This window comes from Streptomyces sp. NPDC091972 (assembly GCF_044756385.1).
Lineage (GTDB): Bacteria > Actinomycetota > Actinomycetes > Streptomycetales > Streptomycetaceae > Streptomyces.
Map to the genome: position 1 here is coordinate 398880 of NZ_JBIVSV010000006.1, position 24880 is coordinate 423759.

General features: G+C 72.4%; 25 protein-coding genes. 14 read left to right on the forward strand and 11 right to left on the reverse strand.

All coding sequences use genetic code 11. From position 1 onward, the window contains the following. Positions 1–41 precede the first annotated feature (41 nt). Positions 42–1250, reverse strand: coding sequence for a pyridoxal phosphate-dependent aminotransferase (locus ACIQJT_RS20780; protein ID WP_365458304.1), 1209 nt, complete (start codon positions 1248–1250; stop codon positions 42–44). A gap of 87 nt (positions 1251–1337) precedes the next feature. Here ACIQJT_RS20780 and ACIQJT_RS20785 point away from each other — a divergent pair, with 87 nt between their 5' ends. Continuing rightward, positions 1338–1967, forward strand: a complete 630-nt coding sequence (locus tag ACIQJT_RS20785) for a winged helix-turn-helix transcriptional regulator (protein ID WP_402645461.1) — start codon at positions 1338–1340, stop codon at positions 1965–1967. 74 nt (positions 1968–2041) lie between these two features. Here the strand turns inward: ACIQJT_RS20785 and ACIQJT_RS20790 are convergent, their stop codons facing one another. The 3 genes from ACIQJT_RS20790 to ACIQJT_RS20800 all read right to left on the reverse strand — a co-directional run bounded on the left by ACIQJT_RS20790 (position 2042) and on the right by ACIQJT_RS20800 (position 5689). After that, positions 2042–2848, reverse strand: a complete 807-nt coding sequence (locus ACIQJT_RS20790) for a hypothetical protein (protein WP_402645463.1) — start codon at positions 2846–2848, stop codon at positions 2042–2044. Beyond that, entirely contained in the window at positions 2848–4113 is a 1266-nt protein-coding gene (locus ACIQJT_RS20795) for a VWA domain-containing protein (protein WP_402645466.1), read from the reverse strand. The genes ACIQJT_RS20790 and ACIQJT_RS20795 overlap by 1 nt, the downstream gene beginning before the upstream one ends. Positions 4114–4204: 91 nt before the next feature. Then, positions 4205–5689: an IucA/IucC family protein gene (locus tag ACIQJT_RS20800; RefSeq protein ID WP_365458317.1), complete on the reverse strand. Its 1485-nt coding sequence runs from the start codon at positions 5687–5689 to the stop codon at positions 4205–4207. Between the two features lie 93 nt (positions 5690–5782). On the opposite strand from ACIQJT_RS20800, the gene ACIQJT_RS20805 reads away from it, so the two are divergent. The 3 genes from ACIQJT_RS20805 to ACIQJT_RS20815 are packed head-to-tail and all read left to right on the forward strand — an operon-like array spanning position 5783 to position 8495. Further along, positions 5783–7297 (forward strand): IucA/IucC family protein, encoded by a 1515-nt coding sequence (locus ACIQJT_RS20805; RefSeq protein ID WP_402645469.1) that lies wholly within the window; start codon positions 5783–5785, stop codon positions 7295–7297. A 5-nt stretch (positions 7298–7302) separates the two neighbouring features. Then, positions 7303–8208: a HipA family kinase gene (locus ACIQJT_RS20810; RefSeq protein WP_402645472.1), complete on the forward strand. Its 906-nt coding sequence runs from the start codon at positions 7303–7305 to the stop codon at positions 8206–8208. Next, positions 8205–8495 carry a SelT/SelW/SelH family protein gene (locus ACIQJT_RS20815; RefSeq protein ID WP_365458326.1) on the forward strand — a complete coding sequence of 97 codons (291 nt, stop codon included), beginning with the start codon at positions 8205–8207 and terminating at the stop codon, positions 8493–8495. The genes ACIQJT_RS20810 and ACIQJT_RS20815 overlap by 4 nt, the downstream gene beginning before the upstream one ends. 12 nt (positions 8496–8507) lie before the next feature. Here the strand turns inward: ACIQJT_RS20815 and aceB are convergent, their stop codons facing one another. Beyond that, positions 8508–10133, reverse strand: a complete 1626-nt coding sequence (aceB, locus tag ACIQJT_RS20820) for a malate synthase A (RefSeq protein ID WP_402645476.1) — start codon at positions 10131–10133, stop codon at positions 8508–8510. A gap of 184 nt (positions 10134–10317) precedes the next feature. Continuing rightward, on the reverse strand, positions 10318–10917 hold the full coding sequence (locus ACIQJT_RS20825; protein ID WP_402645478.1) for an NTP transferase domain-containing protein: 600 nt from the start codon (positions 10915–10917) through the stop codon (positions 10318–10320). A gap of 182 nt (positions 10918–11099) precedes the next feature. Here ACIQJT_RS20825 and ACIQJT_RS20830 point away from each other — a divergent pair, with 182 nt between their 5' ends. After that, positions 11100–11384 carry a DUF5955 family protein gene (locus ACIQJT_RS20830; RefSeq protein ID WP_365458335.1) on the forward strand — a complete coding sequence of 95 codons (285 nt, stop codon included), beginning with the start codon at positions 11100–11102 and terminating at the stop codon, positions 11382–11384. On the opposite strand, the gene ACIQJT_RS20835 is transcribed toward ACIQJT_RS20830, so the two are convergent. Then, positions 11381–12061 (reverse strand): DUF6304 family protein, encoded by a 681-nt coding sequence (locus ACIQJT_RS20835; RefSeq protein WP_402645481.1) that lies wholly within the window; start codon positions 12059–12061, stop codon positions 11381–11383. The genes ACIQJT_RS20830 and ACIQJT_RS20835 overlap by 4 nt on opposite strands. Next, entirely contained in the window at positions 12058–12852 is a 795-nt protein-coding gene (locus ACIQJT_RS20840) for an IclR family transcriptional regulator (RefSeq protein ID WP_402645483.1), read from the reverse strand. Before ACIQJT_RS20840 ends, ACIQJT_RS20835 begins: the two co-directional genes overlap by 4 nt. A 262-nt stretch (positions 12853–13114) precedes the next feature. On the opposite strand from ACIQJT_RS20840, the gene allB reads away from it, so the two are divergent. Further along, positions 13115–14452 (forward strand): allantoinase AllB, encoded by a 1338-nt coding sequence (gene allB, locus ACIQJT_RS20845; RefSeq protein WP_402645486.1) that lies wholly within the window; start codon positions 13115–13117, stop codon positions 14450–14452. A 38-nt stretch (positions 14453–14490) separates the two neighbouring features. Further along, complete coding sequence (gene alc / locus ACIQJT_RS20850) at positions 14491–15606, forward strand: allantoicase (protein WP_402645489.1); 1116 nt, start codon at positions 14491–14493, stop codon at positions 15604–15606. A 512-nt stretch (positions 15607–16118) separates the two neighbouring features. On the opposite strand, the gene ACIQJT_RS20855 is transcribed toward alc, so the two are convergent. Continuing rightward, positions 16119–16865 (reverse strand): 3-oxoacyl-ACP reductase family protein, encoded by a 747-nt coding sequence (locus ACIQJT_RS20855; RefSeq protein ID WP_402645491.1) that lies wholly within the window; start codon positions 16863–16865, stop codon positions 16119–16121. 155 nt (positions 16866–17020) lie between these two features. Between ACIQJT_RS20855 and ACIQJT_RS20860 the strand changes: the two genes are divergently transcribed. Then, complete coding sequence (locus ACIQJT_RS20860; RefSeq protein ID WP_365458353.1) at positions 17021–17410, forward strand: ribonuclease domain-containing protein; 390 nt, start codon at positions 17021–17023, stop codon at positions 17408–17410. 10 nt (positions 17411–17420) lie between these two features. Here ACIQJT_RS20860 and ACIQJT_RS20865 read toward each other — a convergent pair whose 3' ends face one another. Beyond that, positions 17421–17621: a hypothetical protein gene (locus ACIQJT_RS20865; RefSeq protein WP_365458356.1), complete on the reverse strand. Its 201-nt coding sequence runs from the start codon at positions 17619–17621 to the stop codon at positions 17421–17423. Between the two features lie 170 nt (positions 17622–17791). On the opposite strand from ACIQJT_RS20865, the gene ACIQJT_RS20870 reads away from it, so the two are divergent. From ACIQJT_RS20870 to ACIQJT_RS20880, 3 genes are all read left to right on the forward strand, one after another. Continuing rightward, positions 17792–19051 carry a histidine kinase gene (locus tag ACIQJT_RS20870; RefSeq protein WP_365458359.1) on the forward strand — a complete coding sequence of 420 codons (1260 nt, stop codon included), beginning with the start codon at positions 17792–17794 and terminating at the stop codon, positions 19049–19051. Between the two features lie 81 nt (positions 19052–19132). Continuing rightward, the gene (locus tag ACIQJT_RS20875) at positions 19133–19822 is read left to right on the forward strand and encodes a response regulator (protein WP_402645495.1); all 690 of its coding nucleotides are present in this window, start codon (positions 19133–19135) and stop codon (positions 19820–19822) included. A gap of 39 nt (positions 19823–19861) precedes the next feature. Beyond that, on the forward strand, positions 19862–21064 hold the full coding sequence (locus ACIQJT_RS20880; RefSeq protein WP_402645498.1) for a cytochrome P450: 1203 nt from the start codon (positions 19862–19864) through the stop codon (positions 21062–21064). Positions 21065–21143: 79 nt separating this feature from the next. Here ACIQJT_RS20880 and ACIQJT_RS20885 read toward each other — a convergent pair whose 3' ends face one another. Further along, complete coding sequence (locus ACIQJT_RS20885; RefSeq protein ID WP_365458368.1) at positions 21144–22166, reverse strand: Gfo/Idh/MocA family oxidoreductase; 1023 nt, start codon at positions 22164–22166, stop codon at positions 21144–21146. Between the two features lie 130 nt (positions 22167–22296). On the opposite strand from ACIQJT_RS20885, the gene ACIQJT_RS20890 reads away from it, so the two are divergent. The 3 genes from ACIQJT_RS20890 (at position 22297) to ACIQJT_RS20900 (ending at position 24880) form a co-directional block, all read left to right on the forward strand. After that, positions 22297–23034 carry a GntR family transcriptional regulator gene (locus ACIQJT_RS20890; RefSeq protein WP_402645712.1) on the forward strand — a complete coding sequence of 246 codons (738 nt, stop codon included), beginning with the start codon at positions 22297–22299 and terminating at the stop codon, positions 23032–23034. A gap of 116 nt (positions 23035–23150) precedes the next feature. Continuing rightward, positions 23151–24299, forward strand: coding sequence for an ROK family glucokinase (locus tag ACIQJT_RS20895; RefSeq protein WP_037712265.1), 1149 nt, complete (start codon positions 23151–23153; stop codon positions 24297–24299). Beyond that, a complete protein-coding gene (locus tag ACIQJT_RS20900) occupies positions 24296–24880 on the forward strand; it encodes a sugar kinase (RefSeq protein WP_365458372.1) in 585 nt (194 codons plus the stop codon). Before ACIQJT_RS20895 ends, ACIQJT_RS20900 begins: the two co-directional genes overlap by 4 nt.

Consider the following 24880-nt stretch of genomic DNA (forward strand, 5'->3'; position numbering starts at 1 on the left):
TCCCCGCTCTCCTCGAACGTGAATCCCGCCAACCCCTCGGGCTACTGCCGGTATCCGCTCAGGAACCGGCCGATCCGGCCGATCGCCGCCTCCAGGTCCTGCGCGTGGGGCAGTGTCAGGATGCGGAAGTGGTCGGGGGCCGGCCAGTTGAAGCCGGTGCCCTGGACGACCTGGATCTTCTCCCGCAGCAGCAGGTCCAGGACGAACTTCTCGTCGTCGTGGATTTTGTGGACCTTGGGGTCGAGGCGCGGGAAGGCGTACAGCGAGCCCTTCGGCTTCACGCAGGAGACGCCGGGGATCTCGTTGAGCTTCTCCCAGGCCACCGTGCGCTGCTCGTACAACCGGCCGCCGGGCGCGGTCAGTTCGTGGATGGACTGGCGGCCGCCGAGCGCGGCCTGGATGGCGTACTGCGCGGGGGCGTTGGCGCACAGCCGCATGGAGGCGAGCATGGTCAGGCCCTCCAGATAGTTCTTCGCGTGCTGCCTGGGGCCGGTGACCACCAGCCAGCCCGAGCGGAAGCCGGCCACCCGGTACGTCTTGGACAGGCCGCAGAAGGTCAGCACGACCAGGTCGGGGGCGAGCGCGGCGACCGAGTGGTGCACGGCGTCGTCGTAGAGGATCTGGTCGTAGATCTCGTCGGCGAAGACCATCAGGCCGTGCCTGCGGGCGAGGTCGAGGATGCCCTCGATGATCTCCTTGGGGTAGACCGCGCCGGTGGGGTTGTTCGGATTGATGATGACGACGGCCTTGGTGCGGTCGGTGATCTTCGACGCCATGTCGTCCAGGTCCGGGTACCAGTCGGCCTGTTCGTCGCAGAGGTAGTGGACCGCCTTGCCGCCGGCGAGCGTGGTGACCGCCGTCCAGAGGGGGAAGTCGGGGGCGGGGATGAGGATTTCGTCGCCGTCCTCGACCAGCGCCTGTACGGCCATCGAGATCAGTTCGGAGATGCCGTTGCCGAGGTAGACGTCGTCGACGTCGACCTCCAGACCCAGGGTCTGGTAGCGCTGGGCGACCGCGCGGCGGGCGGAGAGGACGCCCCGGGAGTCCGTGTAGCCGTGCGCCTTGGGGAGCATGCGGATCATGTCCTGGAGGATCTCCTCCGGCGCCTCGAAGCCGAACAGCGCGGGGTTGCCCGTGTTGAGGCGCAGCACGCTGTGGCCCGCCTCCTCCAGTGCGTCGGCGTGCTCGATCACCGGGCCGCGGATCTCGTAACAGACCTCGCTGAGCTTGCTCGACTGCCGGAACTCCATGCGCTGCTGCCTCTCCGGTTACCTGTGTTGCTTGGTTTTACCAAGTAGGAGCTTGGAAAGTCCAACGACTTGTCTAGACTGCGTCGCATGTCACCTCGCCGAAGCTACGACCAGTACTGCTCCGCGGCCCGCGCCCTCGACCTCGTCGGCGACCGCTGGACCCTGCTGATCGTCCGGGAACTGCTGTCCGGCCCGCGCCGCTACACGGACCTGCACGCCGACCTGCCCGGCGTGAGCACGGACGTACTCGCCTCACGGCTGAAGGACATGGAACGCGACGGCCTCGCCGGCCGTCGCCGGCTGCCCCCGCCCGGCGCGGCCTACGTCTACGAACTCACCCCGCGCGGACGCGAGTTGTTGCCCGTGCTCCAGGCCCTCGGCGCCTGGGGCGGACCCGAACTCGGCGAACGGCGGCCCACCGACGCGGTACGCGCGCACTGGTTTGCGCTGCCCCTGCTGCGCACGCTGGAGGGCGAGGGGCTCGTCGAAGTGCAACTGGAGGAAGGGCGGTTCCATCTGTACGTCGGCGGGTTCCAGGACGGTCCCGCGTACGGCGACGGGCCGGCCCCCGGGGAGCCCGACGCCCGGCTGGTCATGGACGCCGGGACCTGCGAGGCGCTCAGCCGGGGGGAGTCGAGCCTGGCGGAGGCGGTGCGGGACGGGCGGGTCCGGGTGACCGGGGACGGCACGATCGCCAAGGCACTGCGGGCGGGGTGAGAGGGCGGGATGAAACGAAGAAGGCCCGCCGGAGCGGGCCTTCTTGATGAACCATCAGCTGTCCGGACGGGCTGTCAGGCCCCCGGCGGCACCCGGGAGGGCCGCCCCGAGCCGCGGGTCAGCGCGTACCCGCCGACCCCGGCCAGTGCGGCGAGCGCACCGCCGATCGCGGTCCACACCCACCGGTCGGACCACCAGCCCGAGGACCAGCCGTCCTCGGGCTCGATGGCGGACAGCACGGCGGAGGAGTCCTCCGAGCCGTCCTCGTCCGCCTCGGACTTCATCGCGATGCCCGGCACCAGCGGCTCGGCCAGTGAACCGTCCACCGCGGCCGAACCCCCGATGTCCTTGGAGTCGACCCGGACCTCGGTGCCGACCGGCAGGCCCAGGTCGGCCGTGGTGAGACCGACGGCCGTCAGCCGGACGTAGTAGGTGCCCGGCAGCGGATCGTTGGCCCACGCCTCCGACCAGGCGCGAACCGTGCGCAGGGTGCAGGCCAGCTCCACCGAGGAGGCGTCCGCGGCCGCGGTGCGGGTCTGGGCGCCGTACTGGCAGGACTGGCGGCGGCGCAGTCCGTCGTACACGTCGATCTGCCAGGTCTGCGAGGCGTGGGTCTCGGGCAGCTTCACCGTCGCCTCGACGGTGGGACGCAGGCCGGCGTCGGCGGGGAACGACCAGTACAGGTAGTCGCCCGTGGAGCCGCTCGCCGTGGCGGTCCGGCCCTGCTCGATCTCGGTCGCCGTGCGGAAGGACGTGCCCGCCTGCGTGGGCGCGTCACCGTCCGCCGAGGCCGTCGGCGTCGGCGAGGAGTCGGCCGCGGCCGGTGCGGCGGCCAGCGCGAGCAGCAGCAGGGAAGCGCTCAACGCGCGTGTGAACCTCATCAGTTGGTCCTCCAGACCGCGACCCGCCAGCGTGACAGCCAGCCCCACAGCAGACCGGCGACGAAACCGGCGAGGATCAGCACGCCGAGCAGCCACCAGCCGCGCCCGAGGCCGAAGGAGGCCACGTCGCTCGCGTGCGACGGCCCGTCCACGACGTCGACCGTCAGCTCGAGAGGCAGACCCGGGGTGGTCTTCACCCCGGCGGCCGCCGAGAAGGAGTTGGTGACCTGGAGGCACACGGTCTCGGCCGGGGCGTCCTCGTCGTCGCTCTCCGCCTTCGGGTACCTGAGCCCCGTGGAGATCACGTCCGTCCGGCCGTTGCCCGCCGCCTCGCCGCGCACGATCTCCCGGCCGTGCACGGTGACCGCCCGCAGCAGCACCCCGTACGAGGGGTTCACGGCCCGGTCGGCCCCCACGCTCACCGAGGCCCGCAGCTCCTGGCCCGGATCGACGTCCACCCGGTACCAGCGCTGCCGGGCGAACTCCTCGCGGTCGGTGTACAGCCCGGACTTCAGCGTGGGCGCCGTGGCGCAGGTGCCGGCGCCCTCGGTGGCCACCGGGGTCACCACCGGGTCGGCCGCGCGGTCCACCAACTGGTTCACCTTGTCGGTGAGTTCGTCGGCGTGCTCGACCGAGGTGTAGGTCCCGCCGGTCGCCTCCGCGATGCAGCTCAACTGCTGCCGCATCTTGGTGTTCGGTACCAGGCCGAGGGTGTCGATGGTCAGCCCGATGCCCTTGGCGGCGATCTCGCGGGCCACCTCGCACGGGTCCAGCGGGGCACAGGTGTCCTCGCCGTCGCTGATCAGCACGATCCGCTTGGAGGAGGCGCTGTCCGTGAAGTCGCCGGCGGACTTCAGCAGCGCGGGCCCGATCGGCGTCCACCCGGTGGGCGAGAGGGTCGCCACCTGCGTCTTGGCCTCGGTGCGGTCCAGCGTGCTGACCGGGTAGAGCTGCGCGGTGTCCTTGCAGCCCGTCTTCTGGTTGTCGCCCGGGTAGTTGGCGCCGAGGGTCCGGATGCCGAGCTGGACCTCCTCGGGCGTCGCGTCCAGCACCTCGTTGAAGGCCCGCTTCGCCGCCGCCATCCTGGTGCCGCCGTCGATGTCCGCCGTCCGCATCGAGCCGCTCACGTCGAGGACGAGATCGACCTGCGGGGCGGTGCCGCTCGTGGGTTCACCGGCGACCGCCGCGACCGGGAAGACGATCCCGGCCGTCAGGGCGGCGAGCAGGGCGCACACTCCTGCCGCCGGCCGTTTTCTTGTGATCATCGCCGGATCCTATTGATCAGGTGCGCCAGGCTCCAAAACGGCCGCTCACCGGACTCCGGAACGGCCGCGCGCCCGGCTCCGAAGCAGCCGCTCACCGGAGGGGGTTGGGCAGTTCCGTCCACTGGTCGCCCGGAATGCCCGGCGACAGCCGCATCAGCGTCAACGCCTTCGTCGGCAGCGGCTGTTCGAGCAGAGCCGCCAGATCGGGGGTGCGCGGCAGCTCTCGTACGGCCGACTCCAGTGCCCCCCGCAACGCCGCCGCCGAACCCGCCGTGGCCGCGAGGGCCCCGGCCACCAGGGAGCCGAACAGCTTGCGCCGCAGAGCCGTCTCGTCGTCCGTGACGACCCGCCCGGACAGTGCCGGGACCGGGATGCCGTGCCGGGCCAGCCTGGCCGGGCTGACCCGGATGTCGGCGAGGTCCCGGTAGACCAGCCGGAGCGGCGCGCCCGACTCGGACAGGACCACGAGGAGGTTCTGCCCGTGGGCCTCCAGGGCGACGCCGAGCTCCAGGAGCCGCAGCCCGGCCGTGAGGGCGAGCCGGGCGAACTCGGCCAGCCACACCGGGGATTCGGGCAGGCCGGTGGTGGCGAGGGCCGCCACGGGCAGGACCCGGTCGCCGTACACCTGAGGGGACTCACGCAACACGGCCGCCAGGTCGGGGGAGTTGGCCGTCGCCGCCCCCAGCGTGCGGGTGAAGTGCAGGAGCCCGTCCATGCGCTCCGCCAGCGTCTCCGCGAACTCCGACAGGGTCGCCGACATGCTGATCGAGTAGACGGAGATGTCCCGCACCGACGACGTCAGCCGTGCGCTGAGCGCGGTTTTCACATGCGGTCCGCCGGGCAGGGCGAGGGTGCGCAGGGACATCAGCGGGTGGGCCCCGGTGCCTTCCGGGACGGCCCGCTTCAGCACATGCTCCGCCTGCCACGGGTGCACGGGCAGCAACAGTCGCCCCCCGTCCCGCAGCTCCGCCGGCCACGCGCCCGTCACCAGGCACTCGTCGACCGGTACGGGGACCGGTCCCAGGGGGACCAGCGGCCGGTGCTCGGGCGCGTAGGCCAGTTGCTCGGCCACCGAGAAGCCGGGCCGGGAACGGCAGTTGGGGTGGTAGGGGTGCCCGTCCACGATCCGCTGCTCCCACTCCCAGTCGTGCGCCGGCCACTCAGGCGAGCGGGGTGGCTGCCCTGCCCTCGACAGCGCCAACGACGCCACGCTGTCGGCGAGTTCGGCCGCGAAGTCCGTGCCGTGCGGTACGCCCAGGGCGGTCATCAGACGCGCCGGATCGTCATGGGCGACCTCGTCGAGCCGTACGACGGCGACCCGGGCGGCGGTGGCGAAGGGGTCCGGGTGGGGGCCGTGCAGTCTGCGGCCGTCCGAGAGGCGCAGGGTGAGCCCCTCCCGGCCGGTCTCCCGCGCCGCGACCCAGGGCAGCGGCTCGTGCGTGAGGCCCCGCCACAGCCGGGACAGGACGGCCGCGCGGGCGCCGGGCAGCTCGGCGGCGTACCGCGCCACCAGGTCGGGGCGCAGGACGGCCAGCTCCTCGGCGAACCGGGCCTCGGTGGCGCGGGGACGGTGCACGGGTGGACTCCCTCGGGTACGACTGGTGTCACGGCGGGTCGGTCACGGCAGACATACTGATCGTCATCGCCCCAGATGAACCGTAGAGAACGAGTGAACCGCGTGGATCTCCTGCCCCCGCCGGCCGGCACCGCCGTCGCACCCCGCGCCGACGCGTACGCGGCGGCGCCCCTGCTGAACTGCCTGCTGCGCGAAGCGGCCGTGCCGCTCCCGGAACCCGGCGAGCGCCCGGTGTACCGGCTGCCCGGCGGGCGCCTGCTCAGGGTGCGGGGCGGGCGGCGGCCCGCCGAGCCCGAGGTGCGCACGTCGGCCGGGTGGCGGCGCATCGGGCACCCCGAGCTCGTGAAGCTCGTCGCCGAGGAGCTGATCCGGCACACCGGCGTGTCCAACCACGAACTGCCCGCCGAGATGATCGACAGCCGGGACGCGGTGGCCGCCCTCCTCACGGCCCGGGACCGGGCCACGGCACCCGACGACCCGTACCTGCGCTCCGAGCAGTCCCTCGTCACCGGCCATCCCCACCACCCCGCGCCCAAGGCCCGCGGCGGCGGCCCGGCCGCCGCCTGGCTGCCGTACGCCCCCGAGGCCCACGCCCGCTTCCCGCTGGTCCTGCTCGGGGTGCGCGAGGACGCCGTCGTCGAGGAGGGCGACACCACCGCCCTCGACACGCTCGGCGAGGCCCCGCCCGGATACCGGCTGCTGCCCGCCCACCCCTGGCAGCTCGCCCTGGTGGACTGCGCGGACGCCTTCGCGGACGGCCGCCTGGTCCGGCTCGGCACGACCGGGTTCGACACCTGGCCCACGGCCGCGATCCGCACGGTGTACGCCCCCTCCCGCGACCTCTTCCTCAAGTTCAGCCTCGACGTCCGCATCACGAACGACATCCGCCGGCTCTGGCGCCACGACCTGCTCGAACTCCGCCGCACGGATGAAGCGGTCGCGAGGGCCTTCGCCGCGAGCCCCGGCCGCGCCGCCTGGCTGAGCGACCGCGGCTACCGCACCGCCGACTTCGCCTTCGAGGAACTCGCCGTGCTGGTCCGCGACGGCCTGCGGGGGCATGTGCGGCCGGGCGCGACCCCGCTGCTCGCCGCCGGCCTCGTGGAGGGCTTCGAGGGCAGCCCGCTCGACGGCACCGAGGACCCCGCGGCCTGGTGGGAGGCGTACCTGGGCGCGGTCGTCCCGCCCGCCCTCGCGGCCTTCGCCGACCACGGTGTCGTACTGGAGGCGCATCTGCAGAACACCCTGGTCGCCGTGGACGCCGACGGCATGCCGGTGCAGGCGCTGTTCCGGGACGCGGAGGGCGTGAAGCTGCTGTCGGACGTGCCGCGGGCGGCAGGATGGGAACGGCTGGTGTACTGCCTGGTCGTGAACCACCTGTGCGAGGTCGCCGCGGCCCTCGCCGAACGCCGGCCCGGCTTCGACCCCTGGCCCGCCGCCCGCCGCGAACTGTCCCGCCACGACCTCCCCGAGGCCGCCGCCCTCCTCACCGCGCCCACCCTCCCCGGCAAGACGAACCTGCTGCTGAGGTGGACGGGGGCGGACGGGGCGGCCGCCCGCTACCTGCCGCTGCCCAACCCGCTGGCGGCGGCGGGAGCTGAACTACCCTGACCGGTGTGCTCCGCGAAGTGACAGCTGTTCGATACGTGACCCCGCTGCGGTCCGGCGGCTCGGTGCCCGCCGTCGTCGAGGCCGACGACCTGGGGACGTACGTCGTGAAGTTCACCGGCTCCGCCCAGGGGCGCAAGGCGCTGGTCGCCGAGGTGATCGTCGGTGAGCTGGCGCGGGCGCTGGGACTGCGTTTCCCCGAGCTGGTCCTCGTGCGCTTCGACCCGGCAATCGCCGACAGCGAGCCGCACCAGGAGGTGCGGGACCTGCACGCGGCGAGCGCCGGGGTGAACCTCGGCATGGACCATCTGCCGGGTGCCAGGGACTTCACCCCCGAGCTCGCCCGGCACTGCCGTGTCGATCCGCTGGAGGCGGGCCGGGTGGTCTGGCTCGACGCGCTGACCGTGAACGTCGACCGCACGGTGCACAGCTCCAACCTGATGGTCTGGCCGACGCTCGGCGTCGCACCCCCGCGCCTGTGGCTCATCGACCACGGCGCGGCCCTCGTCTTCCATCACCGCTGGGACGGTTCCGAGCCCGCCAGGCGCTACGACTTCCGCCACCACGCCCTCGGCCGGTACGGCCCCGACGTACGGACCGCCGACGCCGAACTGGCGCCGAAGGTGACGCGCGAGCTGCTGCGGGAGATCGTCGCGGAGGTGCCGGACGGCTGGCTGACGGAGTTCACCACACCCGCCGAGATGCGCGAGGCGTACGTCGACTACTTGCACGCGCGCGTGCGGGCCTCCGCCGACTGGCTCCCCACCGACTTCCCCAGCCCGGAGGAACTCGCCGCCGAGGAGGCCCTGCGGGCGGCGCGGACGGAACAAGGACGGCCGAACTGGCTCAAGCGGGTCCCCGACCTGCACGGCAAACCGGCCGCACAACAGGATTGGTCGGTGCACCTCGGATGAGTCCCGTCGTACAGATCGAGTACTGCACCCAGTGCCGCTGGCTGCCCCGCGCGGCCTGGCTGGCGCAGGAGCTGCTCACCACCTTCGAGGCGGAGCTGGGGGAGCTGTCCCTCAAGCCGGGGACGGGCGGGATCTTCGTCGTGCGCGTCGACGACGAGGTCGTCTGGGACCGGCGGGAGCAGGGCTTCCCGGAGCCCACGGCGGTGAAGCAGGCCGTACGCGACCGAGTGGCCCCGGGGAAGCCCCTGGGCCACTCGGACAAGGCCGCTCGGGAGGACGCCTCCTGAGCGGGGGCGGCCTCAGCCCTTGAGCTGCTCGTACGCCGGCAGCGTCAGGAAGTCCGCGTAGTCGTCGTCGAGGGAGACCTGGAGCAGCAGGTCGTGGGCCTGCTGCCAGTGGCCTGCCGCGAACGCCTCCTCGCCGATCTCCGCGCGGATGCTGTCGAGCTCCTCGGCGGCGACCTTGCGGGCCAGCTCCGGGGTGGCCTTCTCGCCGTTCTCGAACTCGACGCCCGCGTTGATCCACTGCCAGATCTGCGAGCGGGAGATCTCGGCGGTGGCCGCGTCCTCCATGAGGTTGAAGATGGCGACCGCGCCGAGCCCGCGCAGCCACGCCTCGATGTACCGGATGCCGACCTGGACGGCGTTGACCAGGCCGTTGTACGTCGGCTTCGCCTCCAGCGAGTCGATCGCGATGAGGTCGGCCGCCTCGACGTGGACGTCCTCGCGCAGCCGGTCCTTCTGGTGGGGCTTGTCGCCGAGGACCTTGTCGAAGGACTCCATGGCGATCGGGACCAGGTCGGGGTGGGCGACCCAGGAGCCGTCGAAACCGTCGTTCGCCTCGCGGTCCTTGTCGGCGCGGACCTTCTCGAAGGCGACCTTGTTGACCTCGGCGTCCCGGCGCGAGGGGATGAAGGCCGCCATGCCGCCGATCGCGTGCGCTCCGCGCTTGTGGCAGGTGCGGACGAGGAGTTCGGTGTACGCGCGCATGAACGGGGCCGTCATCGTGACCGCGTTGCGGTCCGGCAGGACGAACCTGGCGCCGCCGTCACGGAAGTTCTTCACGATGGAGAACAGGTAGTCCCAGCGGCCCGCGTTCAGCCCCGAGGCGTGGTCGCGGAGCTCGTAGAGGATCTCCTCCATCTCGTACGCCGCCGTGATCGTCTCGATCAGGACGGTTGCCCGGACGGTGCCCTGCGGGATGCCGCAGTACTCCTGCGCGAAGACGAACACGTCGTTCCACAGGCGCGCCTCGAGGTGCGACTCGGTCTTCGGGAGGTAGAAGTACGGGCCCTTGCCGAGGTCGAGCAGCCGCTGGGCGTTGTGGAAGAAGTACAGGCCGAAGTCGACGAGGGCGCCGGGAACCTGGGTGCCGTTCGCGTCGACCAGGTGCCGCTCGTTGAGGTGCCAGCCGCGCGGGCGCATGACGACGGTGGCGAGTTCCTCGTTCGGGCGCAGGGCGTACGACTTGCCGGACTTCTCGTCGGTGAAGTCGATGCTGCGGGTGTACGCGTCGGCAAGGTTGATCTGACCCCCGACGACGTTCTCCCACGTGGGCGCGGAGGCGTCCTCGAAGTCCGCGAGCCACACCCGGGCACCGGAGTTCAGGGCGTTGACCGTCATCTTGCGGTCGGTGGGACCGGTGATCTCGACCCGGCGGTCGTCCAGGGCCGCGGGGGAGGGGGCCACCTTCCAGGAGTCGTCCGCGCGGATCGCGGCGGTCTCCGGGAGGAAGTCGAGCGTGCAGGTGCGGGCGATCTCGGCGCGGCGCTCGGCGCGGCGGGCGAGCAGTTCGTCACGCCGGGGCGTGAACCGGCGGTGCAGCTCGGCCACGAAGGCGAGGGCCGCCTCGGTCAGGACCTCCTCCTGCCGCGGCAGGGGCTCGGCGTCGACGATGGCCAGCGGGGACGGCGCTGGTGCGGACATGAGCGGTCACTTCCTTCAGCGGTGGCACCGGGTGCCAGTCGAACCGGGTACGCGAGCGGCGCCCCTCGCAACGGCAGGGCGCTTCTGAACAGTGGATACTAGTTTCCTCATTGTGGAAGTTCAATGGTTTGTTGATGTCGAGATTCTCCGCGTCGAGCAAGGGTGGCTCCGCGTGCCACCCCGTTCACTCAAGGTGCGCCAGATCCTCCGGGGTGTCGATGTCGTACGGCTCGGCCACGTCCCCGCACTCGACGAGGGTGAGGGCGTGCCGGTGCTCCTCCAGATAGGCGCGTGCCCCCCGGTCGCCGGTCGCAGTCGCCGCGATCCCGGCCCAGTGCCCGGCACCGAAGAGGACGGGATGGCCGCGGACGCCGTCGTAGGCGGCCGAGACGAGCGACGTCTCGTCCGCGTGGGCGGCGAGCACCCGGCGCACCGCCTCCGCCCCGATGCCGGGCTGGTCGACGAGCGAGACCAGTGCGGCCCGCGCCCCCGTCCCGGCGAGCGAGTCGAGCCCGGCCCGCAGCGAGGACCCCATCCCGTCGGCCCACTCCGGGTTCTCCACCAGCACACACCCGCCGAGCTCGGCCCGCTCCCGTACGGTCGCCGCGGCCGCCCCCAGCACCACGTGCACCCGGGCGCAGCCGGCCGCGCGCAGGACACCGACCGCGTGTTCGACGAGCGGGCGGCCCCGGTGTTCGAGCAGCGCCTTGGGCCGCCCGCCGAGCCGCCGCCCACCGCCTGCCGCCAGAAGCAGTCCGGCGACCTGCTGTTCGTTCTCCGTCATGTGTCCTGCATACCTGACGCGCCGGCGTGCGCCGGGTTTCCGCGGGCTGAATTTCGGTCCGTACGGTGGCGCCTGGCGCCCCGTGTGGCGTTTACTGACCCGCGTCCCTCGGGGTCTGACGCCGGGGCGCACGAAGGAGTGCGAGGGGGAGAGCTGTGTTGCGGAGCTTGGGGCAGAGGCCAGTGACCGGCAGCGACAAGGATCCGAGAGTGGCGGAACTGCGGGCCGCGGTGTCCCGGCTGCGCCGCGAACTCGCCGCGCACCCCGCGGAGTTCCCCGACCGGTGCATCGCCGAGGACGAACTCGCCGCGCTGGCCGCCATGGCGATCGACGGCACACCCGAAGTCCGGCGCCTGCGAAGGTCGTTACTGCTGATCGCGGGTGCGATCGGGTCGGTGAGCGCGCTGTCCAGGGGCCTGGCGGAGGTGCGGGACGCGGTGGAGCTGTTCGGGGAGCCGCGGCGCTAGGGGAACGAACCCCGGTACCCCCCGTGCGTGCGGTGCTCGAACTCCGGACAGAGCCAGGTCTCCTGGACGAACTCGGTGAGGTCGTCCCAGACGTCGAAGATGTTCCCTGGTCCCCGCTTGCCCTCGACCCGCAGATAGCGGTCCTTGATGTCCCGGAAACAGGCCAGCCCGGCCATCAGCCCGTTGCCGTAGGGGCTGTAGTCGGACCACGCGCACGCGATGCAGGCCTTCATCCGGGCCGCCCGTGGCAGTTGGCGCTGGATGTCCCGCAACGCTGTCTCGAAGTCGTCCTGCCCCTCGGTGTTGCGGAACTCGTGCCCGTCGAGGAGCAGTGTGGTGGTCAGGGTCTCCGCGTCCAGGCCGCGGCGCGGGCCCGCCGGGTCCCCGAGCCGGAGCGCACAGCGCAGCACCCCCGGCCGGACACCGCTCCCCCGGACCTCGACGGGGATCGGCACCTCCCACTCCAGGAGGCAGGAGCACAGCCCCCCGTCGAAGAACGAGAACATCTGCTCGGGCGGATCGCCGCCCACCGCACCGAGGTCCTCCATGGAGTCGCTCTCGAAGCGGACACCCCTGATCGTCGTACGGATCATCCTCCGGCCGTCCGACTCGAAGACGACGTCCTCGGTGCCGTGCCGGTCGGTGTACCGCCCCGGCCAGCGCTGTAAGGCCGTCACGCCGGGCTCTGCGTGGCCAGTGCCTCCGAGAGTTCCGCCGCCACCTGCTGGAGCACCGGCACGATCCGTTCGGTGGCCGCCTCGGTGACCCGCCCCGCCGGGCCGGAGATCGAGATGGCCGCCGCGGTGGGGGAGTCGGGCACCGACACCGCGAGGCAGCGGACGCCGATCTCCTGCTCGTTGTCGTCGACCGCGTACCCCTGGCCGCGCACCTCCTTCAGGGCCGCGAGGAACCCGTCCGGTGTGGTGATCGTCTTCTCCGTCGCGGCCGGCATGCCGGTCCGGGCGAGCAGGGCGCGCACCTCGTCGTCGGGGGTGTTGGCGAGCAGGGCCTTGCCGACGCCCGTCGAGTGCGGCAGGACGCGCCGGCCGACCTCGGTGAACATCCGCATGGAGTGCTTCGACGGCACCTGGGCGACGTAGACGATCTCGTCCCCGTCGAGCAGGGCCATGTTGGCGGTCTCGCCGGTCTCCTCGACCAGGCGGGCGAGGTAGGGGCGGGCCCAGGTGCCGAGCAGCCGGGCGGCCGACTCGCCGAGGCGGATCAGGCGCGGGCCGAGGGCGTAGCGCCGGTTGGGCTGCTGGCGGACGTAACCGCAGGACACCAGGGTCCGCATCAGGCGGTGGATGGTGGGCAGCGGCAGCCCGCTGCTCGCGGACAGTTCGCTCAGTCCGACCTCTCCGCCCGCGTCCGCCATCCGTTCCAGCAGATCGAAGGCGCGCTCGAGGGACTGGACCCCGCCGCCGGCGGACTTGGCGGAGTCGGTGGTGCTGGCGCTGGACGTCGGCACGGCGCGTTCCTTTCGGGGCTGCCTTTCGGGTCTGGGCAGGAGGCAGAAGCCTACCCGGCAGTCGGTTGACTCCCCGCTGGTGCATAGCTACGTTCTGCTTGCCGGAATAGTAATTCCGCCTTGTGGAAACGTCCAGACTGTCGACCCGAGGTGCACTGTGGGGAAGTGTGCCCTTGACGGCGTTCGGCCGGGAGTGAAGACTCCTTCAACAGAAAGTTGAATTCCGTTACGCGGAAGTTAACGGCGGCAGAGAGGGGTCCGGGTGTCCGACACAGAACTGGTGCTGCGCTCGACGCGCGTCATCACGCCCGAGGGGACGCGGCCCGCGTCCGTCGCGGTCGCCGACGGCACGATCACGGCCGTGTCGTCGTACGACGCCCCCGTGCCCCGGGGTGCCCGCGTGGAGGACCTCGGGGACGACGTCCTGCTGCCCGGCCTGGTCGACACCCACGTGCACGTCAACGACCCCGGCCGCACCGAATGGGAGGGCTTCTGGACCGCCACGCGCGCGGCGGCGGCCGGCGGCATCACCACCCTCGTCGACATGCCGCTCAACTCCCTCCCGCCCACGACGACGGTCGAGCACCTCCGTACGAAGCAGGCGGTCGCCGCCGACAAGGCGCACATCGACGTCGGATTCTGGGGCGGCGCCCTGCCCGACAACGCCAAGGACCTGCGTCCGCTGCACGAGGCGGGGGTCTTCGGGTTCAAGGCGTTCCTGTCGCCGTCCGGCGTGGACGAGTTCCCGCACCTCGACCAGGACGGACTCGCCCGCTCGCTGGCCGAGATCGCCTCCTTCGGCGGGCTGCTGATCGTGCACGCCGAGGACCCGCACCACCTGGAGGCCGCCCCGCAGCAGGCCGGCCCCCGGTACGCGGACTTCCTGGCCTCCCGGCCGCGCGACGCCGAGGACACGGCGATCGCCCGACTCATCGACCAGGCCAAGCGGTTGGACGCCCGCGTGCACGTGCTGCACCTGTCGTCGAGCGACGCGCTCCCGCTGATCGCCCGGGCGAAGGCGGACGGGGTCCGCCTCACCGTGGAGACCTGCCCGCACTACCTCACCCTCACCGCCGAGGAAGTCCCGGACGGGGCGAGCGAGTTCAAGTGCTGCCCGCCCATCCGCGAAGCCGCCAACCAGGACCTGCTGTGGCAGGCGCTGGCCGACGGCACCATCGACTGCGTGGTCACCGACCACTCCCCGTCCACGGCCGACCTCAAGACGGACGACTTCGCCACCGCGTGGGGCGGCATCTCGGGCCTGCAACTGAGCCTGGCGGCGGTCTGGACGGAGGCCCGCAGGCGCGGCCACTCGATGGACGACGTGGTCCGCTGGATGTCCGAGCGGACCTCCCGACTGGTGGGCCTCGACCGCAAGGGCGCCATCGAGGCCGGCCGTGACGCCGACTTCGCGGTCCTCGCACCGGACGCCACCTTCACCGTGGACCCGGCGGCCCTCCAGCACCGCAACCGCGTCACGGCGTACGCGGGCAAGACCCTGTACGGGGTGGTGCGGTCGACCTGGCTGCGCGGTGAACGCATCGTGGCGAACGGCGAGTTCACCGCTCCGAGGGGCCGGCTGCTCACCCGTACGCCCTGATCCACCCGCACCGGCAACTCCGAGAAAGGCACATGTACGTGACGGCGATTCCCAGCTTCACCGGCGACGCGCACCCGTACGGCGGCGGTGACCCGTACGCCGACTACCGCACCGCCGACTTCCCCTTCACCCAGTACGCCGACCTCGCCGCGCGGACACTCGGCGGCTCGGTGATCGCCGCCAACGACGAGTTCTTCGCCCAGCGCGAGAACCTGCTGCTGCCCGGGCGGGCCGAGTTCGACCCCGAGCACTTCGGGCACAAGGGCAAGATCATGGACGGCTGGGAGACCCGGCGCCGCCGGGGCGCCTCGGCCGAGCACCCCTGGCCGACGGCGGAGGACCACGACTGGGCGCTGGTGAGGCTGGGCGCGCCCGGGGTGATCCGGGGGATCGTGGTCGACACGGCCCACTTCCGCGGGAACTACCCGCAGGCGGTGTCGGTGGAGGGCACCTCGGTCGCGGGCAGCCCGTCCCCGGAGGAACTGCTGGGCGACGACGTGAAGTGGACGACGCTCGTCCCGCGGACGTCCGTCGGCGGCCACGCGGCGAACGGCTTCGAGGTGTCCGTGGAGCAGTGCTTCACCCACCTGCGGGTCAACCAGCACCCCGACGGCGGCATCGCCCGCCTGCGTGTGTACGGCGAGGTCGTGCCGGACCCGGCGTGGCTGACGGCCCTCGGCACCTTCGACGTGGTCGCCCTGGAGAACGGCGGCCGGGCGGAGGACGCCTCCAACCTCTTCTACTCGCCGGCCTCGAACACCATCCAGCCGGGCCGCTCCCGCAAGATGGACGACGGCTGGGAGACCCGCCGCCGCCGTGACCGGGGCAACGACTGGATCCGCTACCGGCTCGTGGCCCAGTCGCAGATCCGCGCGATCGAGATCGACACGGCGTATCTGAAGGGGAACAGCGCGGGCTGGGCTTCGGTGTCGGTCCGCGACGGCGACGACGGCGACTGGCGGGAGATCCTCCCGCGCACCCGCCTCCAGCCCGACACCAACCACCGCTTCGTCCTGCCGGCCCCGGCGGTGGGCACGCACGCGCGCGTGGACATCTTCCCGGACGGAGGGATCTCGCGCCTGCGCCTGTTCGGCTCCCTGACGGAGTCCGGTTCAGCGGCCCTGTCGGCGCGGCACCAGGAGTTGGGTGGCTGAGACGGGGCGGGTGTACTTGGCCCCCTCGCGCCGGGTGGTTGAGGTGGGTGTTCCTTGCCCTCGTGCCGGGTGGCCGGGAGGGGTGTAACTGGCCGCCTCGCGCTGGGGGGTTGAGGCTGGGGGTACTTGGCACCCGTGCGCCGGGAGCCGAAGGCGGGCGTGCCTCCCCCCCCCCGCGCCGGGAGCCCAAGGCGGGCGTGCCTCGCCCCCGCACCGGCTGGCCGGACGGGCGTAACTGGCCCCGCGGCGCTGGTGGTTGATGCGGGCGTACTTGGCACCCGCACGTTGGGTGGTTGAGGCGGGCGTACTCCACATCCGTGCGCCGGGTGCCTAAGGCGGGCGTGTCTCACCCCCGAGCAGGGCGCCCAAGGCGGCGTGCCTCACCCCCCGGCGTCGGCTGACCGAGGCGGGCGTACTTGGCACCTGTGTGCCGGGAGGCTGTCAAACGCCTCCCGGCACACAGGCGGTGGGACCTCGGGGCGTTCTCAGGTCCTCGCACGGCGGCTGCCGTCTCAGGCCGCATGCCCCCCGTCCACCGAGAACTCCGCACCGGTGACGTACTCCGCCCCCGCCAGGTACGCCACCGTCGACGCCACTTCCTCCGCCGTGCCGAACCGTCCCGCCGCGGTCATCGCGGCCTGCCCCGCGGCGAACGGCCCGTCCCCCGGATTCATGTCCGTGTCGATCGGCCCGGGATGCACGATGTTCGCCGTGATCCCCCGCGGCCCCAGCTCGCGCGCGAGGGCCTTCGTCAGCCCGATCAGCGCCGACTTGCTCGTCGTGTACAGGGTCCCGCCGGGCCCGGGCACGCGCTGGGTCATACAGCTCCCGATCGTGATGATCCGTCCGCCGTCCCGCATCCGCGCCGCCGCCGCCTGAGAGGCCAGGAACACCCCGCGCACGTTGACGGCCAGGACCCGGTCGACCTCCGCAAGGGACAGCTCGCCCAACGGGCCCAGCACCCCCACGCCCGCGTTGTTCACCAGGACGTCCAGCCCGCCGAGCGCCTCCGCCGTACGCGTGACCGCCCCGGCCGCCTCATCGGGGTCCGCGGAGTCCGCCCGCAGGGCGACTCCCCGCCGTCCCAGCGCCTCGACGCGCCGTACCACGTCCGAGGCCGCCTCCTTGCCGCCCAGGTACGTCACGGCCACGTCCGCTCCCTCCCGCGCCAGTCGTACCGCCGTGGCCGCACCGATGCCGCGGCTGCCGCCGGTGACGAGCGCGACCTTGCCGTTCAGGGTTCCGTCAGTCGTTGTCATGGCATCCATCCCACCGGCCGGCTCCCCGGACCGCTGGCGGCCTACGGACACGAAGCTCGAGAAGGTCAACTCCCTGTTAACTCACCGGACGTGACGGGAAAACTTCCGAAGTTGTCATTGACATGCCATGCTCTACGCGCGTCATCATGGAGCACATGAGATTCCCCCCACGGATCACTCGCGTCGGCGCCACGGCCGCCGTCCTGTCCGCCCTCCTCGTCGGCGGCACCGTCACCACCGCGACCCCGGCGGCCGCCGCGGTGGGCAGCATCTGCTACACCAGGCTGCCGTCCCAGGCGTACGACACCCTGGACCTGATCGAACAGGGCGGCCCGTACCCCTACTCCCAGGACGGGAGCGTCTTCCAGAACCGGGAAGGCGTCCTGCCCAGCCGGTCGACCGGCTACTACCACGAGTACACGGTGATCACGCCGGGCTCCTCCACGCGCGGCGCTCGCCGCATCGTCACCGGAGAGAGAAGTCAGGAGGACTACTACACGGCGGACCACTACGCCACGTTCAACCTGGTCGACTACGGCTGCTGACAGCGGCTCGTCAGCCGGGCCCGCGGCTCTCCGCGGCGGCGAACAGCGCGAACGCCAGCACGATCAGCGCCACGCTCACGTAGATCTCGTAGCCGTCGAGGAAGCCGATCCGCTGCACGAGCCCGATGTGCCAGTCGGTGAACTCGTGCAGCAGACCCATTCCGCCCTGCACCAGGGCGAGGAAACCGAACAGTTCGAGCAGTTGCTTCATGGGTGCACCCTCGCCCCGCGGCCTCCCCCACGGACATCGGCCGCGGGGCGAGCCCCGTGCCACCGAAGCATCCGATCCGCGCGGCCGGCCGCGCCGAAAGTCTGCGGTGCCGCGACTTTGGTCGCCCATCACGGTCATGGGGAGGTGCTCCCGCACCCCGCTGCGTAGATTTGTCGACCGTGAGTGCTGACGAGACGGTCCCCGAGCCTCCGGCCTTCCCCGGCCGGCGCTGGTTGCTGCCGTCCGCCGTGATCCACGAGTTCGAACCGGACGGCGTACGGCCCGGACGGCGTCCCCGGCGCACCGCGCGCGACTGGCTCGTCGACTTCTCCTGCTTCCTCCTGGCCGTCCTGATCGGCCTGATCGCGGCGGACGCGGTCGGCGACAACCCGCACGTGTCGCACACCGCGGCCGTCCTCGACCAGTTGCTGGGCGCGCTGGCCTGCGCGGCCGTGTGGCTGCGCAGGCGCTGGCCGGTCGGCCTCGCCCTGGCCACGATCCCGCTCGGGGTGCTCTCGGACAGCGCCGGCGGCGCCTGCGCGATCGCCGTCTTCACCCTGGCCGTGCACCGGCCCTTCCGTTACGTCGCCTGGGTGGCGGGCCTCAACATCGCCGTCGTCCCCGTCACGTTCCGGCTGCGGCCCGACGCGGACCTGCCCTACGTCGTCTCGGTGGTCCTCACCGTGGTGCTGGTCGTCGCGGTCGTCGGTTGGGGCCTGCTGGTGCGGGCCAGACGGCAGCTCATGTTCAGCCTGCGGGACCGCGCCCGGCGCGCGGAGACCGAGGCACGGCTGCGGGCCGAGCAGGCCCAGCGGCTCGCCCGCGAGGCCATCGCACGCGAGATGCACGACGTCCTCGCGCACCGGCTGACCCTGCTCAGCGTGCACGCGGGCGCCCTGGAGTTCCGGCCGGACGCACCCCGGGAGGAGGTCGCCCGGGCGGCCGGCGTCATCCGGGAGAGCGCCCACGAGGCCCTCCAGGACCTGCGGGAGATCATCGGCGTCCTGCGGGCCGCGGACCACGACGACACGGGCCGTCCCCAGCCGACCCTCGGCGCGCTCGACACCCTGGTCGCCGAGTCCCGTGAGGCCGGCATGAAGGTCGTCCTCGACAGCCGGGTCACCGACCCCGCCGCCGTGCCCGCCTCCGTCGGCCGCACCGCCTACCGCATCGCCCAGGAGAGCCTCACCAACGCCCGCAAGCACGCCCCCGGCACGGAGGTCGCCGTTACCGTCGCGGGCGGCCCGGGCGAGGGCCTCGCCGTGACCGTCCGCAACCGGCCGCCCGAGGGCGAGGTGCCGCCCGTCCCCGGCTCCGGCCAGGGACTGATCGGCCTCACCGAGCGCGCCACGCTCGCCGGGGGCCGGCTGGAGCACGGGGTGGAGGAGGACGGGGCGTTCGCGGTGCGGGCGTGGCTGCCGTGGGGCTGACGGCCCCGCTGTCGCCGGCGGTCCAACTCACCCGGCCGGGAGGGTGATCGCGTGTCGTTCCCGCGTGATTACGTAGGCCCCATGACTGTGATCAGAGTGCTCCTCGTCGACGACGACCCCCTGGTGCGGGCCGGTCTGTCGCTGATGATGGGCGGGGCCGAGGACATCGAGATCGTCGGAGAGGCGGCGGACGGCACCGAGGTCGAGGCCGCCGTCGACCGGACCCGGCCGGACGTCGTCCTCATGGACATCAGGATGCCGGCCGTGGACGGCCTCACGGCCACGGAGCGGCTGCGCGGCCGCCCCGACGCCCCGCAGGTCGTCGTCCTGACCACCTTCCACGCCGACGAGCAGGTGCTGCGCGCCCTGCGCGCGGGCGCCGCCGGATTCGTCCTCAAGGACACCCCGCCGGCCGAGATCCTCGCCGCCGTCCGCCGGGTCGCGGCCGGCGACCCCGTCCTGTCGCCCACCGTCACCCGTCAGCTCATGGACCACGCGGCCGGCAGCGCCGCCGACAGCCGACGGGCACGCGCGCGTGAGCGCATCGCCGCCCTCAACGACCGCGAACGCGAGGTCGCCGTCGCCGTCGGCCGGGGCCTGTCCAACGCCGAGATCGCCGCCGCCCTCTACATGAGCGTCGCGACCGTCAAGGCCCACGTCTCCCGCGTCCTGGCCAAGCTCGACCTCAACAACCGGGTGCAGATCGCCTTGTTGGCGTACGACGCGGGACTGCTGGAGCCGTCCGAGGCACCCGAGCCGGACGGGCACTAGTCGCGGTCGCCGGACGTTGACGGGGTGAAGGGGGAGCTCATGACCGAAGCAGTGATCGACCTCGGGGAGTACGGCGACGCGTTCCGTGCCGACCCGCACCCCGTGTACGCCGAGTTGCGCGCCCTCGGCCCCGTGCACCGGGTGCGGCCGCCCGGCTCCCACGCCGACTACGCGACCTGGCTCGTCGTCGGGCACGAGGAGGCGCGCGCGGCACTCGCCGATCCGAGACTGTCCAAGGACGGCCGCAGGATCGGCGCGGTGTTCCACGACGAGGAGCTCATCGGCCGCCATCTGCTGGGCAGCGACCCGCCCGAGCACACCCGGCTGCGCGCCCTGGTCTCCCGGGCCTTCACCATGCGCCGGGTCGAGCGGCTGCGGCCCCGCGTCCAGGAGATCACCGACGACCTCCTCGACACGATGCTGCCGCACGGCCGCGCCGACCTGGTGCAGTCCCTCGCCTACCCGCTGCCGATCACCGTGATCTGCGAACTCCTCGGTGTGCCCGAGATGGACCGCACCGAGTTCCGCAAGCTGTCCACGGAAGTCGTGGCCCCCACCAGCGAGGAGAGCTCGTACGACGCCGTCCTGCGTCTCGGCGAATACCTGACGGAGCTCATCGAGGACAAGCGGTGCGCCGGACCGAGCGACGACCTGCTCGGCGACCTCATCCGCACCACCGCCTCCGACGGCGACCGGCTCTCCCCGTCGGAACTGCGCGGCATGGCCTTCCTGCTGCTGATCGCGGGCCACGAGACCACGGTCAACCTCATCACCAACGGCGTGCACGCCCTGCTCACCCACCCGGACCAACTCGCCGCCCTGCGCGCCGACATGAGCCTCGTCGACGGCGCGGTCGAGGAGACCCTGCGCTACGAGGGCCCGGTGGAGAACGCGACCTTCCGGTACGCCGTGGAGCCCCTGGAGATAGCGGGACGGACCATAGCCGTGGGCGACCCGGTGATGATCTGCCTGAGCGCGGCCGACCGCGACGACTCCCGCTACCCGGCCCCGGACCGCTTCGACATCCGCCGCGACCCCCGCGGCCACCTGGCGTTCGGCCACGGCATCCACTACTGCCTGGGCGCCCCACTGGCCCGACTGGAGGCCGGCACGGCGATCCGTACCCTGCTGGAGCGCGCCCCCGGCCTCGCCCTCGACGGCCCCACGGGGGAGTGGCTGCCGGGAATGCTGATCAGGGGGGTGCGGAGTCTGCCGGTGCGGTGGTCGCAAGCCGCGGGATGAGCTGCGCAGGGGGCCGTGGCGCCCGGCCGGGCGGCCAGGCGTGCTGACGCGGGGACGCCCTGACGTGCTGACGTGACGGTCAGAACGCGGTCGCGCTCGTGCCGCCCGGCAGCTCAGCCAGCCGTACCGCCCTGCGCTCGCGCCGGGACACCTCGCACGCCTCGGCGACCCGCAGCGCCTGCAAGGCCTCCCGGCCGTCGCAGGGGTTCGCCCGCTCGCCCCGGACCACTTCGACGAACGCCGCCAGCTCGGCCTCGTAGGCCGGTCCGAACCGCTCCAGGAACCCCGTCCACGGCTTGTCCGCCGCGGGCGGCCCGGTGGGCTCCGTGGACGCGATCGGCGTGCGGTCGTCCAGCCCCACCACGATCTGGTCCAGCTCCCCGGCGAGCTCCATGCGCACGTCGTAACCGGCGCCGTTCAGACGCGTGGCCGTGGCGGTGGCGAGGGTCCCGTCGTCGAGGGTGAGCACGGCCGCCGCGGTGTCGACGTCCCCCGCGGCCCGGAACATCGGCGGACCGGCGTCGGACCCGGCCGCGTACACGTCGACGATCTCGCGCCCGGTCACCCAGCGCAGGACGTCGAAGTCGTGGATCAGGGTGTCCCGGTACAGCCCCCCGGACAGCGGCAGCCACTCCGCCGGCGGCGGCGCCTGGTCGGAGGTGAGGGCCCGCACGGTGTGCAGCCGTCCGAGCCGCCCCGAGCGCACGGCCTCGCGCGCGCCGGTGTAGCCCGCGTCGAAGCGGCGCTGGAAACCCATCTGGAGAACCGTCCCGGCGGTCTCCACCTCGGCGATCGCCTGCATCGTGCCCGGCAGGTCGAGCGCGATGGGCTTCTCGCAGAACACCGGCAGTCCCGAGCGCGCCGCTCGGCCGATCAGCTCGGCGTGGGCGGAGGTCGCCGTGGTGATGACGACGGCGTCGACACCCCATTTGAAGATCTCGTCGACGCCCGGGGCCGCGGTCTCCCCGAGGCGGTGCGCGAGCTCCTGGGCCCGCGCGCCGTCCGCGTCCGTGAGGATCAGGGAACCGACCTCCCGATGGCGGCTGAGCGTGTTCGCATGAATGGTGCCGATGCGGCCCGTCCCTATGACCCCGATGCGCATGTGAACAAAATGTGGTCGCGCACCCCGTGCTGTCAATCCGTATGTCCGGACAATGTGACTACACGACTTCCCGTCAACAGCGCACGGAGCTACGCTCGGGCCCGTGCCGAAACCAGGAGTGGACCCGACCGTGACGCTCGAGCTCAGTGTGGACCGCAGCAGTCCGGTGCCGTTGTACTTCCAGCTCGCCCAGCAGCTGGAGGCCGCGATCGAGCACGGGACGCTCACCCCCGGCAGCCTGCTGGGCAACGAGATCGAGCTCGCCGCCCGGCTCGGCCTGTCCCGGCCCACCGTCCGCCAGGCCATCCAGTCGCTCGTCGACAAGGGCCTGCTCGTGCGCCGCCGCGGCGTCGGCACCCAGGTCGTGCACAGCCAGGTCAAGCGCCCGCTGGAGCTCAGCAGCCTCTACGACGACCTGGAGGCGGCCGGCCAGCGCCCCGCGACGAAGGTCCTCGTCAACTCCGTCGTCCCCGCCACCGCCGAGATCGCCGCCGCGCTCGGCGTCGCCGAGGGCAGCGACGTGCACCGGGTGGAACGCCTGCGCCTCGCCCACGGCGAGCCCATGGCCCACCTGTGCAACTTCCTCCCCCCGGCCCTCCTCGACCTGGACACCGCGCAACTGGAGACCACGGGCCTCTACCGCATGATGCGAGCGGCCGGCATCACCCTCCACAGCGCCCGCCAGACGATCGGCGCGAGAGCGGCCACGACGGAGGAGGCGGACCGCCTGGCGGAGGAGACGGGCGCCCCCCTCCTCACCATGCAGCGCGTCACCTTCGACGACACAGGGCGAGCGGTCGAGTACGGCACGCACACCTATCGCCCGACGCGTTATTCATTCGAATTCCAGCTCCTGGTGCGCCCCTGAAAGGCCGCGGGGGACTGCGCGACCAGCCATGACCCAGGCGCACCCGCCGACGACGCGCTGTCCCCTCTGCTCCCCCGCACCGCACCCCCGCACAGGGTGAGGCAGAATCAGGGCCGATGAGCACCTACGGCAACTTCAGCGCCCCCATAGGCTCCCGCCGCGCCCCCGCCCTGCGGACCGTCGGCACGAGGGAACGCCGCTCACACCTGACCGCACCGCGCGTGCCGACGGTGGGCATCGACATCGGCGGCACCAAGGTCATGGCGGGTGTCGTCGACGCCGACGGCAACATCCTGGAGAAGGTCCGCACCGAGACCCCGGACAAGTCGAAGAGCCCCAAGGTCGTCGAGGACACCATCGTCGAACTGGTCCTGGACCTGTCCGACCGCCACGACGTCCACGCCGTCGGCATCGGCGCGGCGGGCTGGGTCGACGCCGACCGCAACCGTGTGCTGTTCGCCCCCCACCTCTCCTGGCGCAACGAGCCGCTGCGCGACCGCATCGCCGGGCGCCTCGCGGTCCCCGTCCTCGTCGACAACGACGCGAACACCGCCGCCTGGGCCGAGTGGCGCTTCGGCGCGGGCCGCGGCGAGGACCACCTCGTCATGATCACGCTCGGCACCGGCATCGGCGGCGCGATCCTGGAGGACGGGCAGGTCAAGCGCGGCAAGTACGGCGTCGCCGGCGAGTTCGGCCACATGCAGGTCGTCCCCGGCGGCCACCGCTGCCCGTGCGGCAACCGCGGCTGCTGGGAGCAGTACAGCTCGGGCAACGCCCTGGTCCGCGAGGCCCGTGAACTCGCGGCGGCCGACTCGCCCGTCGCCTACGGGATCATCGAGCACGTCAAGGGCAACATCGGCGACATCACCGGCCCCATGATCACCGAGCTGGCCCGCGACGGCGACGCCATGTGCATCGAGCTGCTCCAGGACATCGGCCAGTGGCTCGGCGTCGGCATCGCCAACCTCGCCGCCGCCCTCGACCCGTCCTGCTTCGTCATCGGCGGCGGCGTCAGCGCGGCCGACGACCTGCTGATCGGTCCCGCGCGGGACGCCTTCAAGCGCCAGCTCACCGGCCGCGGCTACCGCCCCGAGGCCCGCATCGCCCGCGCCCAGCTCGGACCCGAGGCCGGCATGGTCGGCGCCGCCGACCTCGCCCGCCTGGTCGCCCGCCGCTTCCGGCGCGCCAACCGGCGCCGGGTGGAGCGGCACGAGCGCTACGAACGGTACGTGGAGGCCCGCCGTACGTCCCGGGACACCGCATGACGGCGTCCCTGCCCCGCCAGGCCGCGGCCCCTCCGGACGGACCGGAGGGGCCCACCGAGGACCGCCGCCACATGATCCGCCGCAGGGCGATCACCCTGCTGATCATCGGTCTGCTCATCGGCGTCCCGGCCGGCTACCTGGTGATCTCCGCCAACCAGAGCCGCGACAGCGGCAAGGACAAGGAGGCGAAGTACTCGGCGACGGGCCTGACACCCGGCTGGCCGTCCAAGGTGCAGCGCCGCCTCTACCAGGTGCCGGTCCCGCACCCCGCGGACCTGGTCGCCTCCTACGAGACCAACAACTGGAAGACCAGCCGCCTCTACGTCCAGTTCCGGACGACCGACGCGGGCCTCGCCGCCTTCCTCACCGGCATGGGCGTCAGCCGAGCCGACCTCAGGAAGAACGACATCACCATCAGCGAGCGCGACCAGAAGGTCAGCGGCTGGAAGTTCGACGGCCCGCGCTCCTGGTGGGGCCTCACCCACGCGCAGAAGGACCCGGCGCCCACCCAGGACGTCATGGTCAACCTGACCGTGCCGAACGCCCCGAAGGTGTACGTCGTCTCGCGCACGGTTCCCTGA